A 14,751-nucleotide genomic window follows, 5' to 3' on the forward strand; every position below is an offset into this window, starting at 1 on the left:
CCCATTAGTGAAAAGAAACTGCCAAATCTCGCAACCGGTCTGGGCTAAAATCACTCAGCTTCTAACCGAATCCTTAAGCAATGCCGCTATCGCTAGGCAATGTCATGTCTCGGTAGCGACTGTTCAAAGACAACTGGAAAATTTCCAAATCAAAGAAACTTTCGATAAGCTACCTGCCGTTCTGTCTTGGGATGAATTTTCGAGAAACAAAGGACAATTAGCCTTTATTGCTCAGGACTTTTAGACCAGACAAATCGTCACTGTCCTTGAAGACAATAAACAAACCACGATTAAGAACTTCTTCTACAAATTTCCAAGAAAAGTTCGTGAGACGGTTGAAGTTGTCACTGTGGACATGTCTGGTAGCTATATTCCCATCATCAAAACCTTCGCTATCTTGTTTTTAGGCTCAGGCTGAAAGAGTCCACTGGACTATTTCACTCCCAAACGCTCGTATTGTCCTTGATCGCTTCCACATCATCCAACACCTAAGCAGGGCTATGATGGCTACGAGAATTGCCATCATGAAGAGCTTTGAAACGCAATCACTTCCTTACCGAGCGATGAAGAATCACTGGCGAATCTTACAAAAAGATAGTCGCAAACTATCTCCGGAGACGTTCTATTCAAGGACCTTTAGACAAACCTTAACCCCTCGGGAAGTCGTTCAGAAAACCTTACCTTTCTCTGAGGAACTGCGCTATTATTATGACCTATATCAACTATTACTGTTTCATTTTCAAGAGAAACAAGCTAGCCACTTTTTTGACTTGATCGAGGAGCATCTGGAGACTGTGAATAAAGAGTTTCGAACGGTCTTCAAAACTTTTTTAAGATACAAGGACTATATCATCAATGCCTTAGAACTTCCTTATTCGAATGCTAAGTTAGAAGCAACCAACAAACTCATCAAAGATATCAAACGCCAAGCTTTTGGCTTTAAGAAATTCAAGAACTTTAAAACCAAAATACTCATCGCTTTGAATACTAAAAGGGTCAGGGGAGTGACCCTTTTAGGTTGTCTCTCGAAAACCGGAAAGAGACAAATAGAGAGAACCGGAACGATTCTCTCTAGATGTTAATTATAAGTCACCCACTACAGTTGACGAAGAGCCTTTTTAACAATCATTCATCATTTTGTTTGGCTTTTCTTTCACGCTCTAATCGCAATTTGCGATTGGGATTTAACTGATTGAACAGTTCTTCTAGCTTGGCAGCATTCCAAACATCGGCTGCCGAAACAAAATTACCATCTTTATCTTTAAAAGATATAGGTTTATCTCCCATAACAACCTCCTGCTTTATTGATTTTCAATCGAATAGTAATAACTATCAAAAGTGCTTGCATTGCAAGTATAGGCACCTGGAACCATTTTACAAAATGTCATACCAACTTTTTTCATAACTTTACCTGAGTCAGGATTTTCCTTAGCATGATAAGCTACGATACAGTTAACCTGAACATCCTCAAACAAAAAGCGAATGATTTCTTTCAGTGCTTCTGTCATTAAACTTTGATACCACCATTTTTTTCCTATCTCATAGGTAATTTCAAGTTCTGCATTTTCCTCGCTAAGCTCTATGACAAAGATACGACCAATGGGTTGAGAGGTTGATTGTAAAACAATTGCCCAATTATAACGATTAGCTTGATCATTTAAGGACAGCCACCAATCCGTGAATAAACCATTTTTTTTCTACAAGATCAGCAACACAAGACATTTCATCATAACTTGTCCACTTCCAAACATCAAGCTCAAACCAACAGCTGTCAAATATGGGCTCAGCATCTTCTAACTGAAATTTCCTTAAAATCAGTCGGTCTATTTCGAGTTGCACTGTTCCTTTGTGATTCATACATTAAAACTCCAACTAATTTTGAAAGACATCATTAAATCACTTCGCTAGCCATTTCTAAACTCATGACATAGAACACAAAGGAGAAAGAGCTAATCTTACTGTTTTCGTAGTTATAGGCAAATGAATTAACTTTCAGACAAGGAACTGAGACATAGACAGTACTGGAGTACGGCAAGTTAAAGGTGACAATGTATCAAAGTTAATTCAAAAGACTATAGTAAGATTGATAGGTAGTTCATCATAGTATCTACAGCAGTTCTTCAGTTACCTCTATGACTAGAAGAGCTTCCAACACTAATCAAGTTGAACACGGTCTACCTTCTAGGAAAAAGATCGATTTTCCTAGAAGCTATGCTTCTTAGTCAAAACTCCTATTTTGCTATGGGCCTTTGTATCCTAATCGACAAATTCAAACTCAAAGTTGCCAATACGGACAATGTCACCATCTTTAGCACCACGTTGACGAAGGGCATCGTCGACACCCATACCACGCAATTGACGGGCAAATTTCATGAGAGATTCATCTCGTTCAAGATTGGTCATGACAAAGAGTTTTTCAAGTTTCTCACCAGAAAGAACCCATGTAGCATCATCATCACGTGAAATGTCAAATGGGCGCTCATCTGGATTGAAGCCGTAGTAAACCTCATCATCCTGCATATCTGATTCATCATAAAGCAAGAATTCATCTGTATTATCCAAGAGTTCAGACGTTGCTTCAAGAAGATTTTCTAAGCCCTGGTGGGCAATACTTGAAATTGGAAAAATCATTGGCAATTCGTCAAATTCATCGTAGTCTCTTGCCAATTGCTCCTTGAATATTTTCAAATTTTCCTCTGATTCAGGCATATCCATTTTATTAGCCACAATAATCTGCGGGCGTTCCATCAAACGAAGGTTATAAGACTCCAGCTCGTTATTGATTGTCTTGTAGTCTTCAAAAGGATCGCGACCTTCGCTAGCAGACATGTCGATAACATGGAGAATAACACGAGTACGCTCGATGTGACGCAAGAATTGTGTTCCTAAACCAACACCTTGATGAGCTCCCTCAATCAATCCTGGGAGGTCAGCCATGACAAAACTTTCACCAGATTTGGTGCGCACCATACCAATATTAGGCACAATAGTTGTAAAGTGATAAGCACCAATCTTAGGTTTAGCTGCTGAAACAACACTTAACAGCGTTGATTTCCCAACTGATGGGAATCCAACCAAACCGACATCTGCTAAAATTTTCAATTCAAGTTCAAGTTGACGTTCTTCACCAGGTTCACCATTTTCAGCAATTTCTGGTGCAGGATTTCTTGGTGTCGCAAAGCGGATATTACCACGACCACCTCGACCGCCTCGGGCAACGACGAAGTCCTGACCATTTTCAATCAAGTCCGTGAGCACTTTTCCAGTTTCTGCATCACGAACTGTTGTCCCTTGAGGAACCTTGACATAAAGGTCTTGTGCACCTTTGCCGTGCATCCCTTTAGTCATTCCTTTTTCACCATCTTTAGCCTTGAACTTACGGTTGTAACGAAAATCCATCAAGGTACGAAGTCCTTCATCTACCACAAAAATAACGTTACCACCACGGCCGCCATCACCACCCCATGGACCACCGTCTGGGACATATTTTTCACGACGGAAGGCAACCATACCATCTCCGCCACGACCAGCCTTAACCGAAATCTTGGCTGTATCTAGAAACATACTCATATTTTCCTCTTTTCTTAGCAGAAAAAAACGCTTTACAGCGTTTTTCTACCAGCCTAATGAACCTAGTGCCGATACAACAAGACCAGCAACAGTTATGATAACCATCAAAAAGACGACTACAATTGTTAATTTTTGAAATGCTGTTTTTTTACGTGGACCATTATCACCAAATGCCAAAAGATATACCTCTTTTTCTGAATTTATCTCTTAAAATAATACCATGAATTAAGTCATATATCAACTAATACCAGTCAAGTTCTACATGAGTAAAATTGTCGAAAAATTGTGATTTTAAAGCGTTTTTATGGTAAAATAGAACCATTATGTGAAAAGGAGATCGTTATGGTTTTACCAAATTTTCAAGCTCATTTAGCTAAGTACGCTGAATTATTGATTGCTAAAGGTGTGAATGTCCAAAAAGGACATACTCTCGTTATTTCTATAGGTGTTGACCAGGTTGATTTTGCTCGTTTATTAACCAAATTTGCCTACCAATATGGGGCTGCTGAGGTTGTTGTTGATTATATCGATGATCAGATCACAAGAGATCGCTTCCTGCACGCTGATGAAGAGCGTGTAACAAGTGTTGCTGACTATGTTGTTGCAAAATCAGATTATTTCTTAGAGAAAAAAGCTAGCCGACTAGTCATCCGCTCGTCTGATCCAAATGTTTTCTCCGTTGTTGATCAAGAGCGCTTGTCTAAGGCTACTCAAGCTCAAGCTATTGCTCTTGCCGCACAACGTGAAGCAACACAATCTAATAAAGTCAGCTGGAACCTAGCCGCTGCTTCAGGTAAAGAATGGGCTGCCCTTGTCTTTCCTGACTTAGCTACTGAAGAAGAACAAGTCGATGCCCTTTGGGACACTATCTTCAAACTAAACCGCGTTTACGAAGAAGACCCTATCAAAGCATGGGATGAGCACCAAGCAAACTTGGTTGCTAAAGCTGATATCTTGAACAAATATCAATTTGATGCTCTCCACTATACTGCACCAGGAACTGATTTGACACTCGGCATGCCTAAAAATCACCTATGGGAAGCTGCTGGTAGTATCAATGCTCAAGGTGAAGAGTTCATTGCAAACATGCCTACTGAAGAGGTCTTCACAGCCCCTGATTACCGTCGTGCTGATGGTTATGTCTCTTCTACTAAGCCATTGAGCTACGCTGGTGTTATCATCGAAGACATGACATTTACGTTTGAAAATGGCCGAATCGTTGATGTGATTGCTAAAAAAGGCGAGGATACCATCAAACGTTTGGTCGAAGAAAGTGACGGTGCACGTTCTCTTGGTGAGGTAGCTCTTGTCCCTCATAAGACACCAATTTCATTGTCAGGGTTAACTTTCTTTAATACTCTTTTTGATGAAAATGCCTCAAACCACCTAGCTATCGGTCAAGCTTACGCCTTTAGTATTGAAGGTGGTACAGAAATGTCCAATGAAGAATTAGAAGCTGCTGGGCTCAATCGTTCAACGGCACACGTTGACTTTATGATTGGTTCTGATCAAATGGATATTGACGGTATCACTGCTGACGGTGAGGTGGTCCCAATCTTCCGTGGTGGAGAATGGGCTATCTAAGCATTGTCTTATTGAATATAAAAACATCTCGTTTTAGCGTAAACGAGATGTTTTTGTCTATAATGGTACACCAAACACTTCCAAAGCAGCTAATTCTTCTTCAGTCAAACGGCGCCAGTCGCCTTTTTCTAGACTATTATCAAGGAATAAGGGACCCATAGAAAGACGTTTGAGGTAAGTAACTTCTTTACCGCAGGCTTTTACCATCCGTTTGACTTGGTGAAATTTTCCCTCTTGAATGGTGATATTAACCAGGCTAGTCTGTCTTTCTTCATTCACAGAAATAATGTCGAGCTGAGCTGGTAAACTATCATGATCGCTTAATGTGATACCACTCTGAAAAGATAATTGATCTTGCTTAGTCATTATACCAGCTACTTCTGCTTGATAAAGCTTATCAACGTGCTTCTTAGGTGATAGCATTGCATGAGCCAACTGACCATTGTTAGTTAATAAAAGCAGTCCTTCGGTATCAATATCCAATCGCCCAACTGGAAAGACAGCTTTTTGTTTTGCTAGATCATCCAAACAATCCAGAACGGTTTTATGGTGAGCATCCTCAGTTGCTGAAATGACCCCTGAAGGTTTATGCAGCATATAGTAAAGAAATTGCTCATAGATTAAAGGTGCTCCATCGTAACACACTTGATCCGTTTCAGGAGTTATATGCACCTTAGGAGATGATTCTATCTTTCCATTTACCGTAATCTGTTTCTTTTTAAGAATGGCTTTTACTTGTGTGCGAGAGCCTATTCCGCTGTCGACTAAAAATTTATCAAGCCTCATCATTATCTCCGTACTTTTGTAATTGCCATTGACATACAGCTCTTAGGGGGTTAGTAGGAATTTCTTGATCATAGCGCAACTGAAACCCTCGCTTAGTAAAGGATAATTCAGGGTAGTTCTCTTGGAGATAAGCTACCGCTTCAGGACCAACATAAACATTGACATGATGTTTAAAAGATTGAAAATGAATCAGATAAGTATTTTGCCAATAGGAAGGGATTGACCAAGCTATGCCTTCACAACTATTGGGCAGATGGGCTTTAATCATACTCCGTAACCTTAATAGGAAATCACGGTGAGCTACATGATGCATATCAATATAGTTCTTTACAGCTTGACTATCTTCTTTCATAATCTTATCCTGTCTTTTGTCATTGCTTTCTACTAACTCTTTTATTTATCACGAACCATTAAACGTCTGAAACGATTTTAAATATCAATTTCCCTAAACACAGTGATTATATCAAAGAATTTTTTAAATTTAAAGAGAAATATTTTCACCAACAAACATAATGGACTGGACTGATCAACTTGAATAAAAATTAAATAAATCATCTGTATATCAGAAAGAGAACCTAGTCGATCCTCTCACGATTTATTTTGAGATATAACAAAATAGCCTAGACATATAGCCTACGCTAAAAACAACACAGCTCTAAAACAAATGGCGACATTATCCGTGATGAGACTGTGTTTTGGAACCATTCGAAACAACACAGCAAGTTAAAATAAGGCTAGTCCGTACACAACTTGAAAAAGTGAGCACCGATTCGGTGCTATTTTTTTTGAAATGATTTAAAAAACGTGTCTCTTAGGACACGTTTTACTTTTTCATATCGACTATCTCAATCACCTGATATAAATCTGGTTTATTGATTTGATAGGTTGCTTCTTCTCTAACGATTGGTTTGGCGCAGAAGGCGATGCCAATACCAGCTTTCTTGATCATGGGGAGGTCATTGGCGCCATCTCCCATTGCTATGGTTTGAGAAAGGTTAAGGTTATTGGCTTTTGCCCATTCTTTTAATTTTGTCACCTTAGTTTCTTTGGTCACAATATCACCGTAAATTTTTCCTGTCAGATAGCCATCAACGACTTCCAGATGATTCGCCTTGACATAGTCAATCCCCAACTCATTAGCTAGGCGATCTACCGTTTCATGAAAACCACCTGACACCAAGCCAACCTTGTAGCCACGCGCATGCAGTTCATCGACTAGTGCTTTAGCACCTTTATTAAAGTGGATCTTGTCATAAACCCTATTAAAAATGGATTCTGGTAATCCCTTTAGCAAAGCAACTCGCTCCGCTAAGGCTTCCTCAAAGTCTAATTCTCCTCGCATAGCTCGTTCAGTAATGTCAGCAACCAAATCTCCGACACCTGCCTCCTCACCCAGCAAGTCAATCACTTCCTCTTTGACCAAAGTCGAATCAACATCCATGACTAAAAGTCCCTTAACTTCTTTCATGATATACCTCCACTTGTTTCACTTATTGTATCGAAAGCCTCATACAATAGCAAGACTCATTTCACCATAATTATGCTATAATATTTTTTTACTTGTAAAGGAGTTATATTTTGGGAAAAATTCGTCAACCATTAGCCGATAAAATATTGGAGAATTCCGTTTCAAAGCATTTACCGACAGCTATCAAGGAATGGCAAAGCATCGCTAAAATCCACAATGAAATTGATAGTTCCATACGTTGTCTATGTGGTACCAAAGGGATAAAGGATTGGTACGAACTAGTCAACGCTAAAAATGGCAAACGATTGATTCACATTGGTGCTAACTGTATTGAGTATTTTACAGCTGCAACTGACTATTTACCGGCTAAAGAAATCAAGAAACTAGGCAATCTAAAACGTCTTGCCAGTCAGAATCAAGTTCCAGAATTCACTAAAACTAATTTCTCGAGACCTCTACTCACTTATCTTTTAGAAAATGATGTCTTCCGAGAGCGACCGGCTAATAACTTTCATGCCTTTAATGATTACAAACTTTTAAAGGATTTGATTTATAAAGGCGGAAGTAATAATGCCTACAGTTCTGAAGAATTTGCCAAATTAACGCAACTTTGGACTGCTTATATCAAACCTTTTTTACTTGAGGATGATCGCCCTGAATTCTTTATTGAAAGTATGTCACCATCTTCCCGCGAGGACTACTACCGGCAACAACTCCAGATACTGCAAGCTGAAAATGAACAGTTACGTCAAGCTCTGAACTTACAAACTCAGAAGGATTTCCCCAAAACTAAAACGGATAAGGAATCACTTTTACCTGAAGGGTATAATGCTTTACAAACCTTATGCCGTCGGCGAAAACATCGGCGAAATCTGCGTCTTGATGATTTATCGCTGGACATACTGAACTACTGGCACTCTATTGATATCTTGTCTTCTGAGGATAAGAGGATTTTAACTACTGCCATGCAGACACATGGGCCTTCGCTACCTTATCCATTACATCAAAAATCCCAAGAACTACTTGAAAGGTTGACAATTTTTATGAGAAAACGATGATTTTTCTAAAATGACCTTGAAAAATGATCTAAAAATGAGTAGACTAGTTCTTAATATAGAAAGGATTATCATGTCAAAAACTCTTATCTATCGCTTATGCCTCGGTATTCTTGGGCTAATCGGCGTATCAATGCAAATTTATCAAGATGGGTGGGGAATGTTACTCTATTATACCGTTCTTTCCAATATCATTGTTTTCTCATTTCTTTTTTATCTGGTAGCTAGAGAAACTAAGTTAGGCAAGATATCTGATACTAAAACATTGCGAATCAAAGCTGCTATCACAATGAGTATCACAATCACTTTTTTAGTTTACCATATCATGCTTGCTCCTTTAGCAGAGCCTGATGAATTTTGGAATATTAGAAACATGATTGTTCACTACCTGGTCCCTATCGGCTTTATTGCAGATACCCTTTTCATTGATCGTCAAAAAATTTATCATTGGTATGATCCCTTTTGGTGGACTGGTGCACCATTAGCTTATTTTATCTTTGCCCTTTTTAACGGGACAGTCCTTAAATGGCGGATTCCTGGTGCTGAAGATAGTCCCTTTGCTTATTTTTTTATCAATGTTAACAAATATGGCTGGGCTCAAGTTGGTAAAAATACCATTTTTATCCTGTTGGCTTACATTATAGTTGGCTTTGTCCTCCTTACCTTGAAAAAAGGGCTCGGTAAAAAGCAATAATCAATATGACTAAAAACGATCTTGGTATCGTTTTTTTTATTTTAAAATATGTCATATATAGTTGACATTACTTCATTCAGTGATATAATAAACATGTAATATATATGTGACACAAAAACCTAATTTCTTATTTTTTTAACTTAAGGTGTCTTATATAAAAGACATTTCACTTAGCATAGAAAGGATTTTCATGAATCGTGTCAAAGAGTTTCGGATCAAACAGGGCATTTCGCAACTCGCTCTTGCTAAATCGATTGGCGTAGCTAGGCAAACTATTAACCTGATTGAAAATGATAAATATAACCCCTCACTCGATCTTTGCATCAAACTCGCTGAAACGCTACACAGTGACCTCAATACTCTGTTTTGGGAACCAAGGAAAGGCAGGCTCAAATGAATCAAAATGATACCCTTTATAAAAAATGGATTCGCTTAAATTACCATATTTTGGGAACTTTGGATGAATATTATATAGCAAAAATAAATGCTTTTGGAAATGCCTGCTTTATGCTTCTAAACTCTAGCATTGTGATAAGCATGATTTTGACGGCCATAACGGGGCAAACTGAATGGCAACTCTTACCTGTTCTAGCTTTCTTTGGTATTCAGATGTCAAAATATCAGTTCATCAAAAAATTGGGCACTAAGCATTTAGAAGTTAGTCCTGAAGACTTCAAACAAGCACGTCTCTATCTCACTAAAAGAGCAGCCTTGCTTGCAATCATACAATTCATTGTTTTATTTTCTTTAGGGATTTATCTCTTAGGACTTGAGGCTAAAAGCATTCACTATCCTGATCGTTCCTTTTATCAAATGGTAGCTGGTATTGGAGCCATCAGCTTGATAGTGACAATTCTATTATTTATAGCTAATCGTCAAAAATATCTTTCACATATCGTCATTATCGAAGAAACGAAATAATACTTAGAAAGGATTCGCACTATGCCCACAGTTTGGCTTACTCTCATTAAATGGTTCTATGGGCTTGATCAACTAGATGAATACCGCCTTCAAGAAGTCAATCAACTTGGTAATAAACTTTTTATTTCCTATGTCGTCACAAGTCAGGTAATTTTCTGGGTAGCGCTCATTATTTATCTGCCTAGTCAGCAATTTGATAAATTCTCTTTTATTCTTGCCGTCAGTTACTTTTTACTGCTGTTTATCCACCTTACAAAGATCAGTCACTTTTTAAATGAAAAAGATTTGCTTACTATTGAACTAGAGGAAATGACTTTTTCCGACTATCGACAAAAACTTAGAAAACGAACATTAAGAAGTTGTTTATATTTGGCTATGTTTTATTATCTGGCACCTACTCTGTTTGATTTCTTCGATAGTGGACGAGTTGATTTCTACAAATTGGTAACCATAAACGAGATTGCACGAGCTGTCATCACCTTCAGTCTCTTTTATATCTTGATGTATTGGTCACAATTAAGAAAAGCCAAAGGAAAACATAGAAAAGGATAGTTTCTATGTTTAAAAATGAAAAAACTAACTTTATGTTCTTAGTAGCATGGATAGTGCTAACGATTATCCTTTATTTATCACAAATCATTGATCATGTAAAGGTAGCTAACGCCACTTGGATTTTCTGGTGGATAATCACCCTCAATTTTCCTCTCAAAAACCAGAACAGTAAGCGACTTTTCCTCAGTCAACTTGCTTTTGATCTTTGCTTTATTGTCTTTGCTAGCACCGAAATCAGTAGAGGTTTTACGAGTCCTTTTCTACTCTTTATGGGAATCATCATGATTGGCCATCTGCTTTCCCTAATCTTCTGGAGGAGGAAACAAACTAATGACTAGAAAGAGCAATCACTTTATTTTTTCGATACTTTTGCTTTCTATAATCGGGCTTAGCTGCTATTGTCTTATGAAAAACAATCCTATTCCACCCATCTTATATCAAATCATTCTCTTCGCAAACTTATCAACTCTATCAAAAAACTATCAAAGACACCCGCATAATTCGACTTGGTACCTCATTATTGATGTTGCTTCAATACTCCTTCTCACTATTGAATGGATACGTGGCTACCTTAATCCTCTCTTAGTTTTTTACTTTTGTTGCATAAGCGCTCACCTCATCTATTTACGCTATTTTAAAGGAAAATATCATGGCAAAGAAATCTAACCGATTTGAAAAACAATTCGCACGCTTTTTTGGAATCAGTGGTGTCTTTGATGAATATGTTAAACACGTTGCTTATCAACTCGCAGGGCATGCCTACCTGATCCTAACTTACTACATCATGTTCTCGTCACTTATTTTCCTGCTGACTTATGATTTTCTTCCTAAATATGCAGGAATGATTTATGTTGGTCTAAATATCTTAGTAACTATTTTTATCATCCCCCTAATCCTTAAAATGAAAATGGATAAGGCTGATATTGATACCAGTGGTTTTATTGAAGTTCCAGAGACAGACCTTAAAAGTGAACGGCAAAAAGCTCTTAAACGAGGAATTCTGTCTGGCATCGTCTTTACAGGTTTCATGTTCGTTCAAAATAGCCTCACTGCTTTGAAAAATGGTAAAAGCTTATTGGATCTATTGACAAATCCTTGGTTAATCGGAGGAGTTCTTATCGGCGGTAGTGTTTTCGGTGGCTTTATGACCGTTCTAGCCTATTTCAGTATTGATAAAGAAAAAAAATTAAAAGGTTATGGAAAATAGTTTCCATAACCTTTTAGTCCGATTTCATTTTTTGCCATTTTATTAAAATGCTTGATAAGCTAGTCTTTCGAGAGTTTAGCGCATTGCTTCGGTAAGCTTGGATAAATAAGTGGACAGCCTTCGTAAAAGTTTGTTTTTGTTGGGGTGATAAAGCCTTGTAAACATCAATATATTTAGTCATTTCTAAAGGATTTTTTACAGAAAAATCATCAAGGCTAGTAAGACCATGGTCAATCAGTTGATCAAATAGTAAGTCAAATAAATTTTTTAGCTCATAGTGAGACAAACTCTCATTCCAAGTCGCAAATGTTTTTTCCAAATTTTGGCTCATCGAAGATAATTGCGTGATACATTCAAACTGAGCTTTACCTGTATTAACAGCCCAATTCATCATGAGATGTTGTGCCATGCCTTTATCTTTTGAAGCTACAATTTGTTCCTTACAATCAGATTCAAGCATAACACCAACGACTGACTCAAATGGCTTTATAGAGATAATTTTCTCTCTGATTGCTAGATACTCTTGTGTTTGCAAAAAATTCTGACGAAAGCCAGGAGCGTCAAACATATAGAGCAGATCTATCTTTTCTCTCAGCGACTTAGGTAAATGAGCTGCTGCATAAATAGCCAAATTACCTCCCTTAGAATGTCCCGAAACAATTACTCTACCACTCAAATCCGGCAGAACGTTTTTTAAATAAAGTATCGCAGCACGATGAGCGGGAATTTCCCGCATGTAGGTTAATTTAAAATCTTCCTTCCAACCAATTAAACTATCGTCTGTTCCTCGAAAAACGACTTGATGGCAATTTTCTTCAGGAATCGAAAAAACCATCGCTGCAAATTGACGTTCAAACTCAGTATCAATATCATTGACATAAGAGCTAATAGTCACTTGTTGGTATCTCTTACTATTGAGCACAGCTTCAAAAAGCTCAATACGCTCTTTAGTATTTAGAAAAGTAAAATGAAGATTTGGCTTAGTGCGCTGAAAAATGGGTAGCCAATCACTGATGGTGACGGATACTTCTTGCTTCATATCCTTTTGGAAATAATCAATAAGAGATAAATAGCCTAATTCATTAAATAGAGCAAAATCTAAATCGGTTAAGGGTAAACTGGAAAAAGGTGACTGAGAGACACTCTTGACATAATCTAAGAGATTTTCCATAGCTATTTAACATCTTTCCATTCAGGATTTAAAATGGTCTCCATTCGCATTGATTGAGGAATCATTCCCATGTGTTCGTAGAATCGAACAGCTCCTTCATTAGCATTCCAAACATTTAGCGTGAGATTATAACATTCCCATTCAATAGCTTTTTGATAAGCAAACTGATACAGTTTCTCCCCTATTTTTTGACCTCGTGCTGATTCATCAACGCAAAGATCATCAATAAAAAGCGTTTTCTTGGGCTGCGTAGCCAATCCTTTTGCCTCTTGGATGATCAAAAATAAATGCCCCAAGAGATTTCCTTTATCATCTTCATAAATAAAGATAGGACGTTGGTCATTAGACATGATATCTTCCAGTTCTTGATCCGAGAATTTACTGCCATTTGCTTTAAAAATATCAGGTCGTACAGCGTGGTGGACACTTAATATTTGGGATAATAAGTTTTGAAGTTTGGGGATAATCATAGCTATCTCCTTATTGTTTTTATTATCATATCATAAATTCAGAGCTAATAACATAGAAAAAAACCCATCCCAAAGGATGAGTTTTGTCTCAATATGATATTGAGACGAGAGAGAAATAAGTAAGACATGGGGTTGATAGGTGAAATCAAGATTCCTAAATCTGAAGAGAGAGAGAAGATTTAGGAGAGAACTTTTGAGAGAGAATTCCCACATGTCTCTATTAATAATTATAGTACTTTCTCATAAAAAAATAATATTTAAGTCTTGAAATGTCTTTTTTATGTCATCAAATGTCAAAGTAGAATATCATTACATATCTTAAACCCGTGGTGCTAGTTAATTTCAAAATATCTCAAATGATAAGCCAGTATGATTTGTTCGATTCTTAATTGTAGTCCCCTAATGCTTCTCGTCAACGTGTGCTCAATATCAAATAGCGCACAAAGTTCAGAAAAGCGAGTTTCGATCGTTCTTCTCATGACAAGTAACTGCCAGTGATTATGTTGTTCTGCATCGATCATGTTTTGGCGTAATGGTGTCCATAAGTGATAGCCTTTCTGTTCTAACCTATCTTTTAGCTCTTGACTGAGGTAGCCTAAATCGGCAAGAACTAGAGATTGCCTACAGCCTTCTAGGAGTTCATCAACGACTTTAATATCGTGAACAGAGGCTGGTGTCACAACATAGTTGAGAATAAACCCCGACAAAGTGACCAACATATGGACTTTAAAACCATAGAACCAAAGGTTTTTAGCGGCATTATACCCAATATCAGCGACATCATTGAAAATCTTGGCGCTATGATTGCGAATAGGCTGGCAAAGCGGCAATGGAAAACTGTCCATAATCACAATAGTATCTGGCGAGATTGCCCCACTCAAGGCTTGTCGAATGAGTTGAACCAACCAAATCAATTGTTTTGTTCGTCTATTAAAGCGGCTTCTTTCTAGTAAGTTATGACCAAAGAAAAGGTGACAAATCCTGTAAAAACGGCGTTGTGATGTTATCCCTAACTCAGCTTGAAGTAGCAATAAAACAAGCAGTGACTCATCTGAAACTTTGGCTAAACCGATATTGCGACGATGCTTCAACGAATCGGGGCAGTAGGTCCGATAAAATTGGGAACTGATTTGGGATAATTGTTTGATATTCCATTGTAAATGATGGGATTTAGCGGTATACTGTAAGTGGCTCATTGGGACTACCTCCTGTTTGTTTTGTCACTTACAGTATAGTCCTTTTGGGCTTTTTATTGTCGTTGAAACTTAACTAG

General features: G+C 37.8%; 19 protein-coding genes and 1 pseudogene. 9 read left to right on the forward strand and 11 right to left on the reverse strand.

Annotation, left to right across the window (positions count from 1 at the left end; genetic code table 11):
• Positions 1–1,082 (forward strand): annotated as a pseudogene (locus ACMZ6U_RS03400) (transposase); the annotation flags it as partial.
• Between the two features lie 43 nt (positions 1,083–1,125).
• Here ACMZ6U_RS03400 and ACMZ6U_RS03405 read toward each other — a convergent pair.
• From ACMZ6U_RS03405 to ACMZ6U_RS03425, 5 genes are all read right to left on the reverse strand, one after another.
• Positions 1,126–1,287: a hypothetical protein gene (locus ACMZ6U_RS03405; RefSeq protein ID WP_104967740.1), complete on the reverse strand. Its 162-nt coding sequence runs from the start codon at positions 1,285–1,287 to the stop codon at positions 1,126–1,128.
• 14 nt (positions 1,288–1,301) lie between these two features.
• Complete coding sequence (locus ACMZ6U_RS03410) at positions 1,302–1,667, reverse strand: GNAT family N-acetyltransferase (RefSeq protein ID WP_416106311.1); 366 nt, start codon at positions 1,665–1,667, stop codon at positions 1,302–1,304.
• The gene (locus tag ACMZ6U_RS03415) at positions 1,654–1,857 is read right to left on the reverse strand and encodes a hypothetical protein (protein ID WP_416106264.1); all 204 of its coding nucleotides are present in this window, start codon (positions 1,855–1,857) and stop codon (positions 1,654–1,656) included. Before ACMZ6U_RS03415 ends, ACMZ6U_RS03410 begins: the two co-directional genes overlap by 14 nt.
• Before the next feature lie 399 nt (positions 1,858–2,256).
• Entirely contained in the window at positions 2,257–3,570 is a 1,314-nt protein-coding gene (obgE, locus tag ACMZ6U_RS03420; protein ID WP_416106266.1) for a GTPase ObgE, read from the reverse strand.
• A gap of 45 nt (positions 3,571–3,615) precedes the next feature.
• Positions 3,616–3,747, reverse strand: a complete 132-nt coding sequence (locus tag ACMZ6U_RS03425) for a DUF4044 domain-containing protein (RefSeq protein ID WP_018379768.1) — start codon at positions 3,745–3,747, stop codon at positions 3,616–3,618.
• A 165-nt stretch (positions 3,748–3,912) separates the two neighbouring features.
• On the opposite strand from ACMZ6U_RS03425, the gene ACMZ6U_RS03430 reads away from it, so the two are divergent.
• A complete protein-coding gene (locus ACMZ6U_RS03430; RefSeq protein WP_416106268.1) occupies positions 3,913–5,154 on the forward strand; it encodes an aminopeptidase in 1,242 nt (413 codons plus the stop codon).
• A gap of 57 nt (positions 5,155–5,211) precedes the next feature.
• Here the strand turns inward: ACMZ6U_RS03430 and ACMZ6U_RS03435 are convergent, their stop codons facing one another.
• From ACMZ6U_RS03435 to serB, 3 genes are all read right to left on the reverse strand, one after another.
• Positions 5,212–5,940, reverse strand: coding sequence for a pseudouridine synthase (locus ACMZ6U_RS03435; RefSeq protein WP_416106269.1), 729 nt, complete (start codon positions 5,938–5,940; stop codon positions 5,212–5,214).
• The gene (locus ACMZ6U_RS03440; protein ID WP_416106271.1) at positions 5,930–6,292 is read right to left on the reverse strand and encodes an iron chaperone; all 363 of its coding nucleotides are present in this window, start codon (positions 6,290–6,292) and stop codon (positions 5,930–5,932) included. Before ACMZ6U_RS03440 ends, ACMZ6U_RS03435 begins: the two co-directional genes overlap by 11 nt.
• Positions 6,293–6,763: 471 nt before the next feature.
• Positions 6,764–7,408: a phosphoserine phosphatase SerB gene (gene serB, locus ACMZ6U_RS03445; RefSeq protein WP_416106273.1), complete on the reverse strand. Its 645-nt coding sequence runs from the start codon at positions 7,406–7,408 to the stop codon at positions 6,764–6,766.
• A 110-nt stretch (positions 7,409–7,518) separates the two neighbouring features.
• On the opposite strand from serB, the gene ACMZ6U_RS03450 reads away from it, so the two are divergent.
• From ACMZ6U_RS03450 to ACMZ6U_RS03480, 7 genes are all read left to right on the forward strand, one after another.
• Entirely contained in the window at positions 7,519–8,466 is a 948-nt protein-coding gene (locus ACMZ6U_RS03450; protein WP_416106275.1) for a hypothetical protein, read from the forward strand.
• A gap of 70 nt (positions 8,467–8,536) precedes the next feature.
• Positions 8,537–9,157 carry a Pr6Pr family membrane protein gene (locus ACMZ6U_RS03455; RefSeq protein WP_416106277.1) on the forward strand — a complete coding sequence of 207 codons (621 nt, stop codon included), beginning with the start codon at positions 8,537–8,539 and terminating at the stop codon, positions 9,155–9,157.
• Between the two features lie 190 nt (positions 9,158–9,347).
• Positions 9,348–9,554, forward strand: coding sequence for a helix-turn-helix transcriptional regulator (locus tag ACMZ6U_RS03460; protein WP_160543977.1), 207 nt, complete (start codon positions 9,348–9,350; stop codon positions 9,552–9,554).
• A complete protein-coding gene (locus tag ACMZ6U_RS03465) occupies positions 9,551–10,078 on the forward strand; it encodes a DUF3278 domain-containing protein (RefSeq protein ID WP_416106279.1) in 528 nt (175 codons plus the stop codon). The genes ACMZ6U_RS03460 and ACMZ6U_RS03465 overlap by 4 nt, the downstream gene beginning before the upstream one ends.
• 21 nt (positions 10,079–10,099) lie before the next feature.
• Entirely contained in the window at positions 10,100–10,630 is a 531-nt protein-coding gene (locus ACMZ6U_RS03470; protein WP_416106280.1) for a DUF3278 domain-containing protein, read from the forward strand.
• Positions 10,631–10,635: 5 nt separating this feature from the next.
• On the forward strand, positions 10,636–10,968 hold the full coding sequence (locus ACMZ6U_RS03475; protein WP_416106282.1) for a hypothetical protein: 333 nt from the start codon (positions 10,636–10,638) through the stop codon (positions 10,966–10,968).
• A gap of 311 nt (positions 10,969–11,279) precedes the next feature.
• On the forward strand, positions 11,280–11,837 hold the full coding sequence (locus ACMZ6U_RS03480) for a DUF3278 domain-containing protein (protein ID WP_416106283.1): 558 nt from the start codon (positions 11,280–11,282) through the stop codon (positions 11,835–11,837).
• Positions 11,838–11,850: 13 nt separating this feature from the next.
• Here ACMZ6U_RS03480 and ACMZ6U_RS03485 read toward each other — a convergent pair whose 3' ends face one another.
• The 3 genes from ACMZ6U_RS03485 to ACMZ6U_RS03495 all read right to left on the reverse strand — a co-directional run bounded on the left by ACMZ6U_RS03485 (position 11,851) and on the right by ACMZ6U_RS03495 (position 14,674).
• A complete protein-coding gene (locus tag ACMZ6U_RS03485; protein ID WP_416106285.1) occupies positions 11,851–13,008 on the reverse strand; it encodes an Mbeg1-like protein in 1,158 nt (385 codons plus the stop codon).
• Between the two features lie 2 nt (positions 13,009–13,010).
• The gene (locus ACMZ6U_RS03490; protein ID WP_416106287.1) at positions 13,011–13,478 is read right to left on the reverse strand and encodes a GNAT family N-acetyltransferase; all 468 of its coding nucleotides are present in this window, start codon (positions 13,476–13,478) and stop codon (positions 13,011–13,013) included.
• A 332-nt stretch (positions 13,479–13,810) separates the two neighbouring features.
• Positions 13,811–14,674: an IS982 family transposase gene (locus ACMZ6U_RS03495; RefSeq protein ID WP_416106289.1), complete on the reverse strand. Its 864-nt coding sequence runs from the start codon at positions 14,672–14,674 to the stop codon at positions 13,811–13,813.
• Positions 14,675–14,751: the final 77 nt, after the last annotated feature.

Origin of the sequence: Streptococcus pluranimalium (assembly GCF_047785745.1) — a bacterium.
Classification (GTDB): Bacteria; Bacillota; Bacilli; order Lactobacillales; family Streptococcaceae; genus Streptococcus; species Streptococcus pluranimalium_B.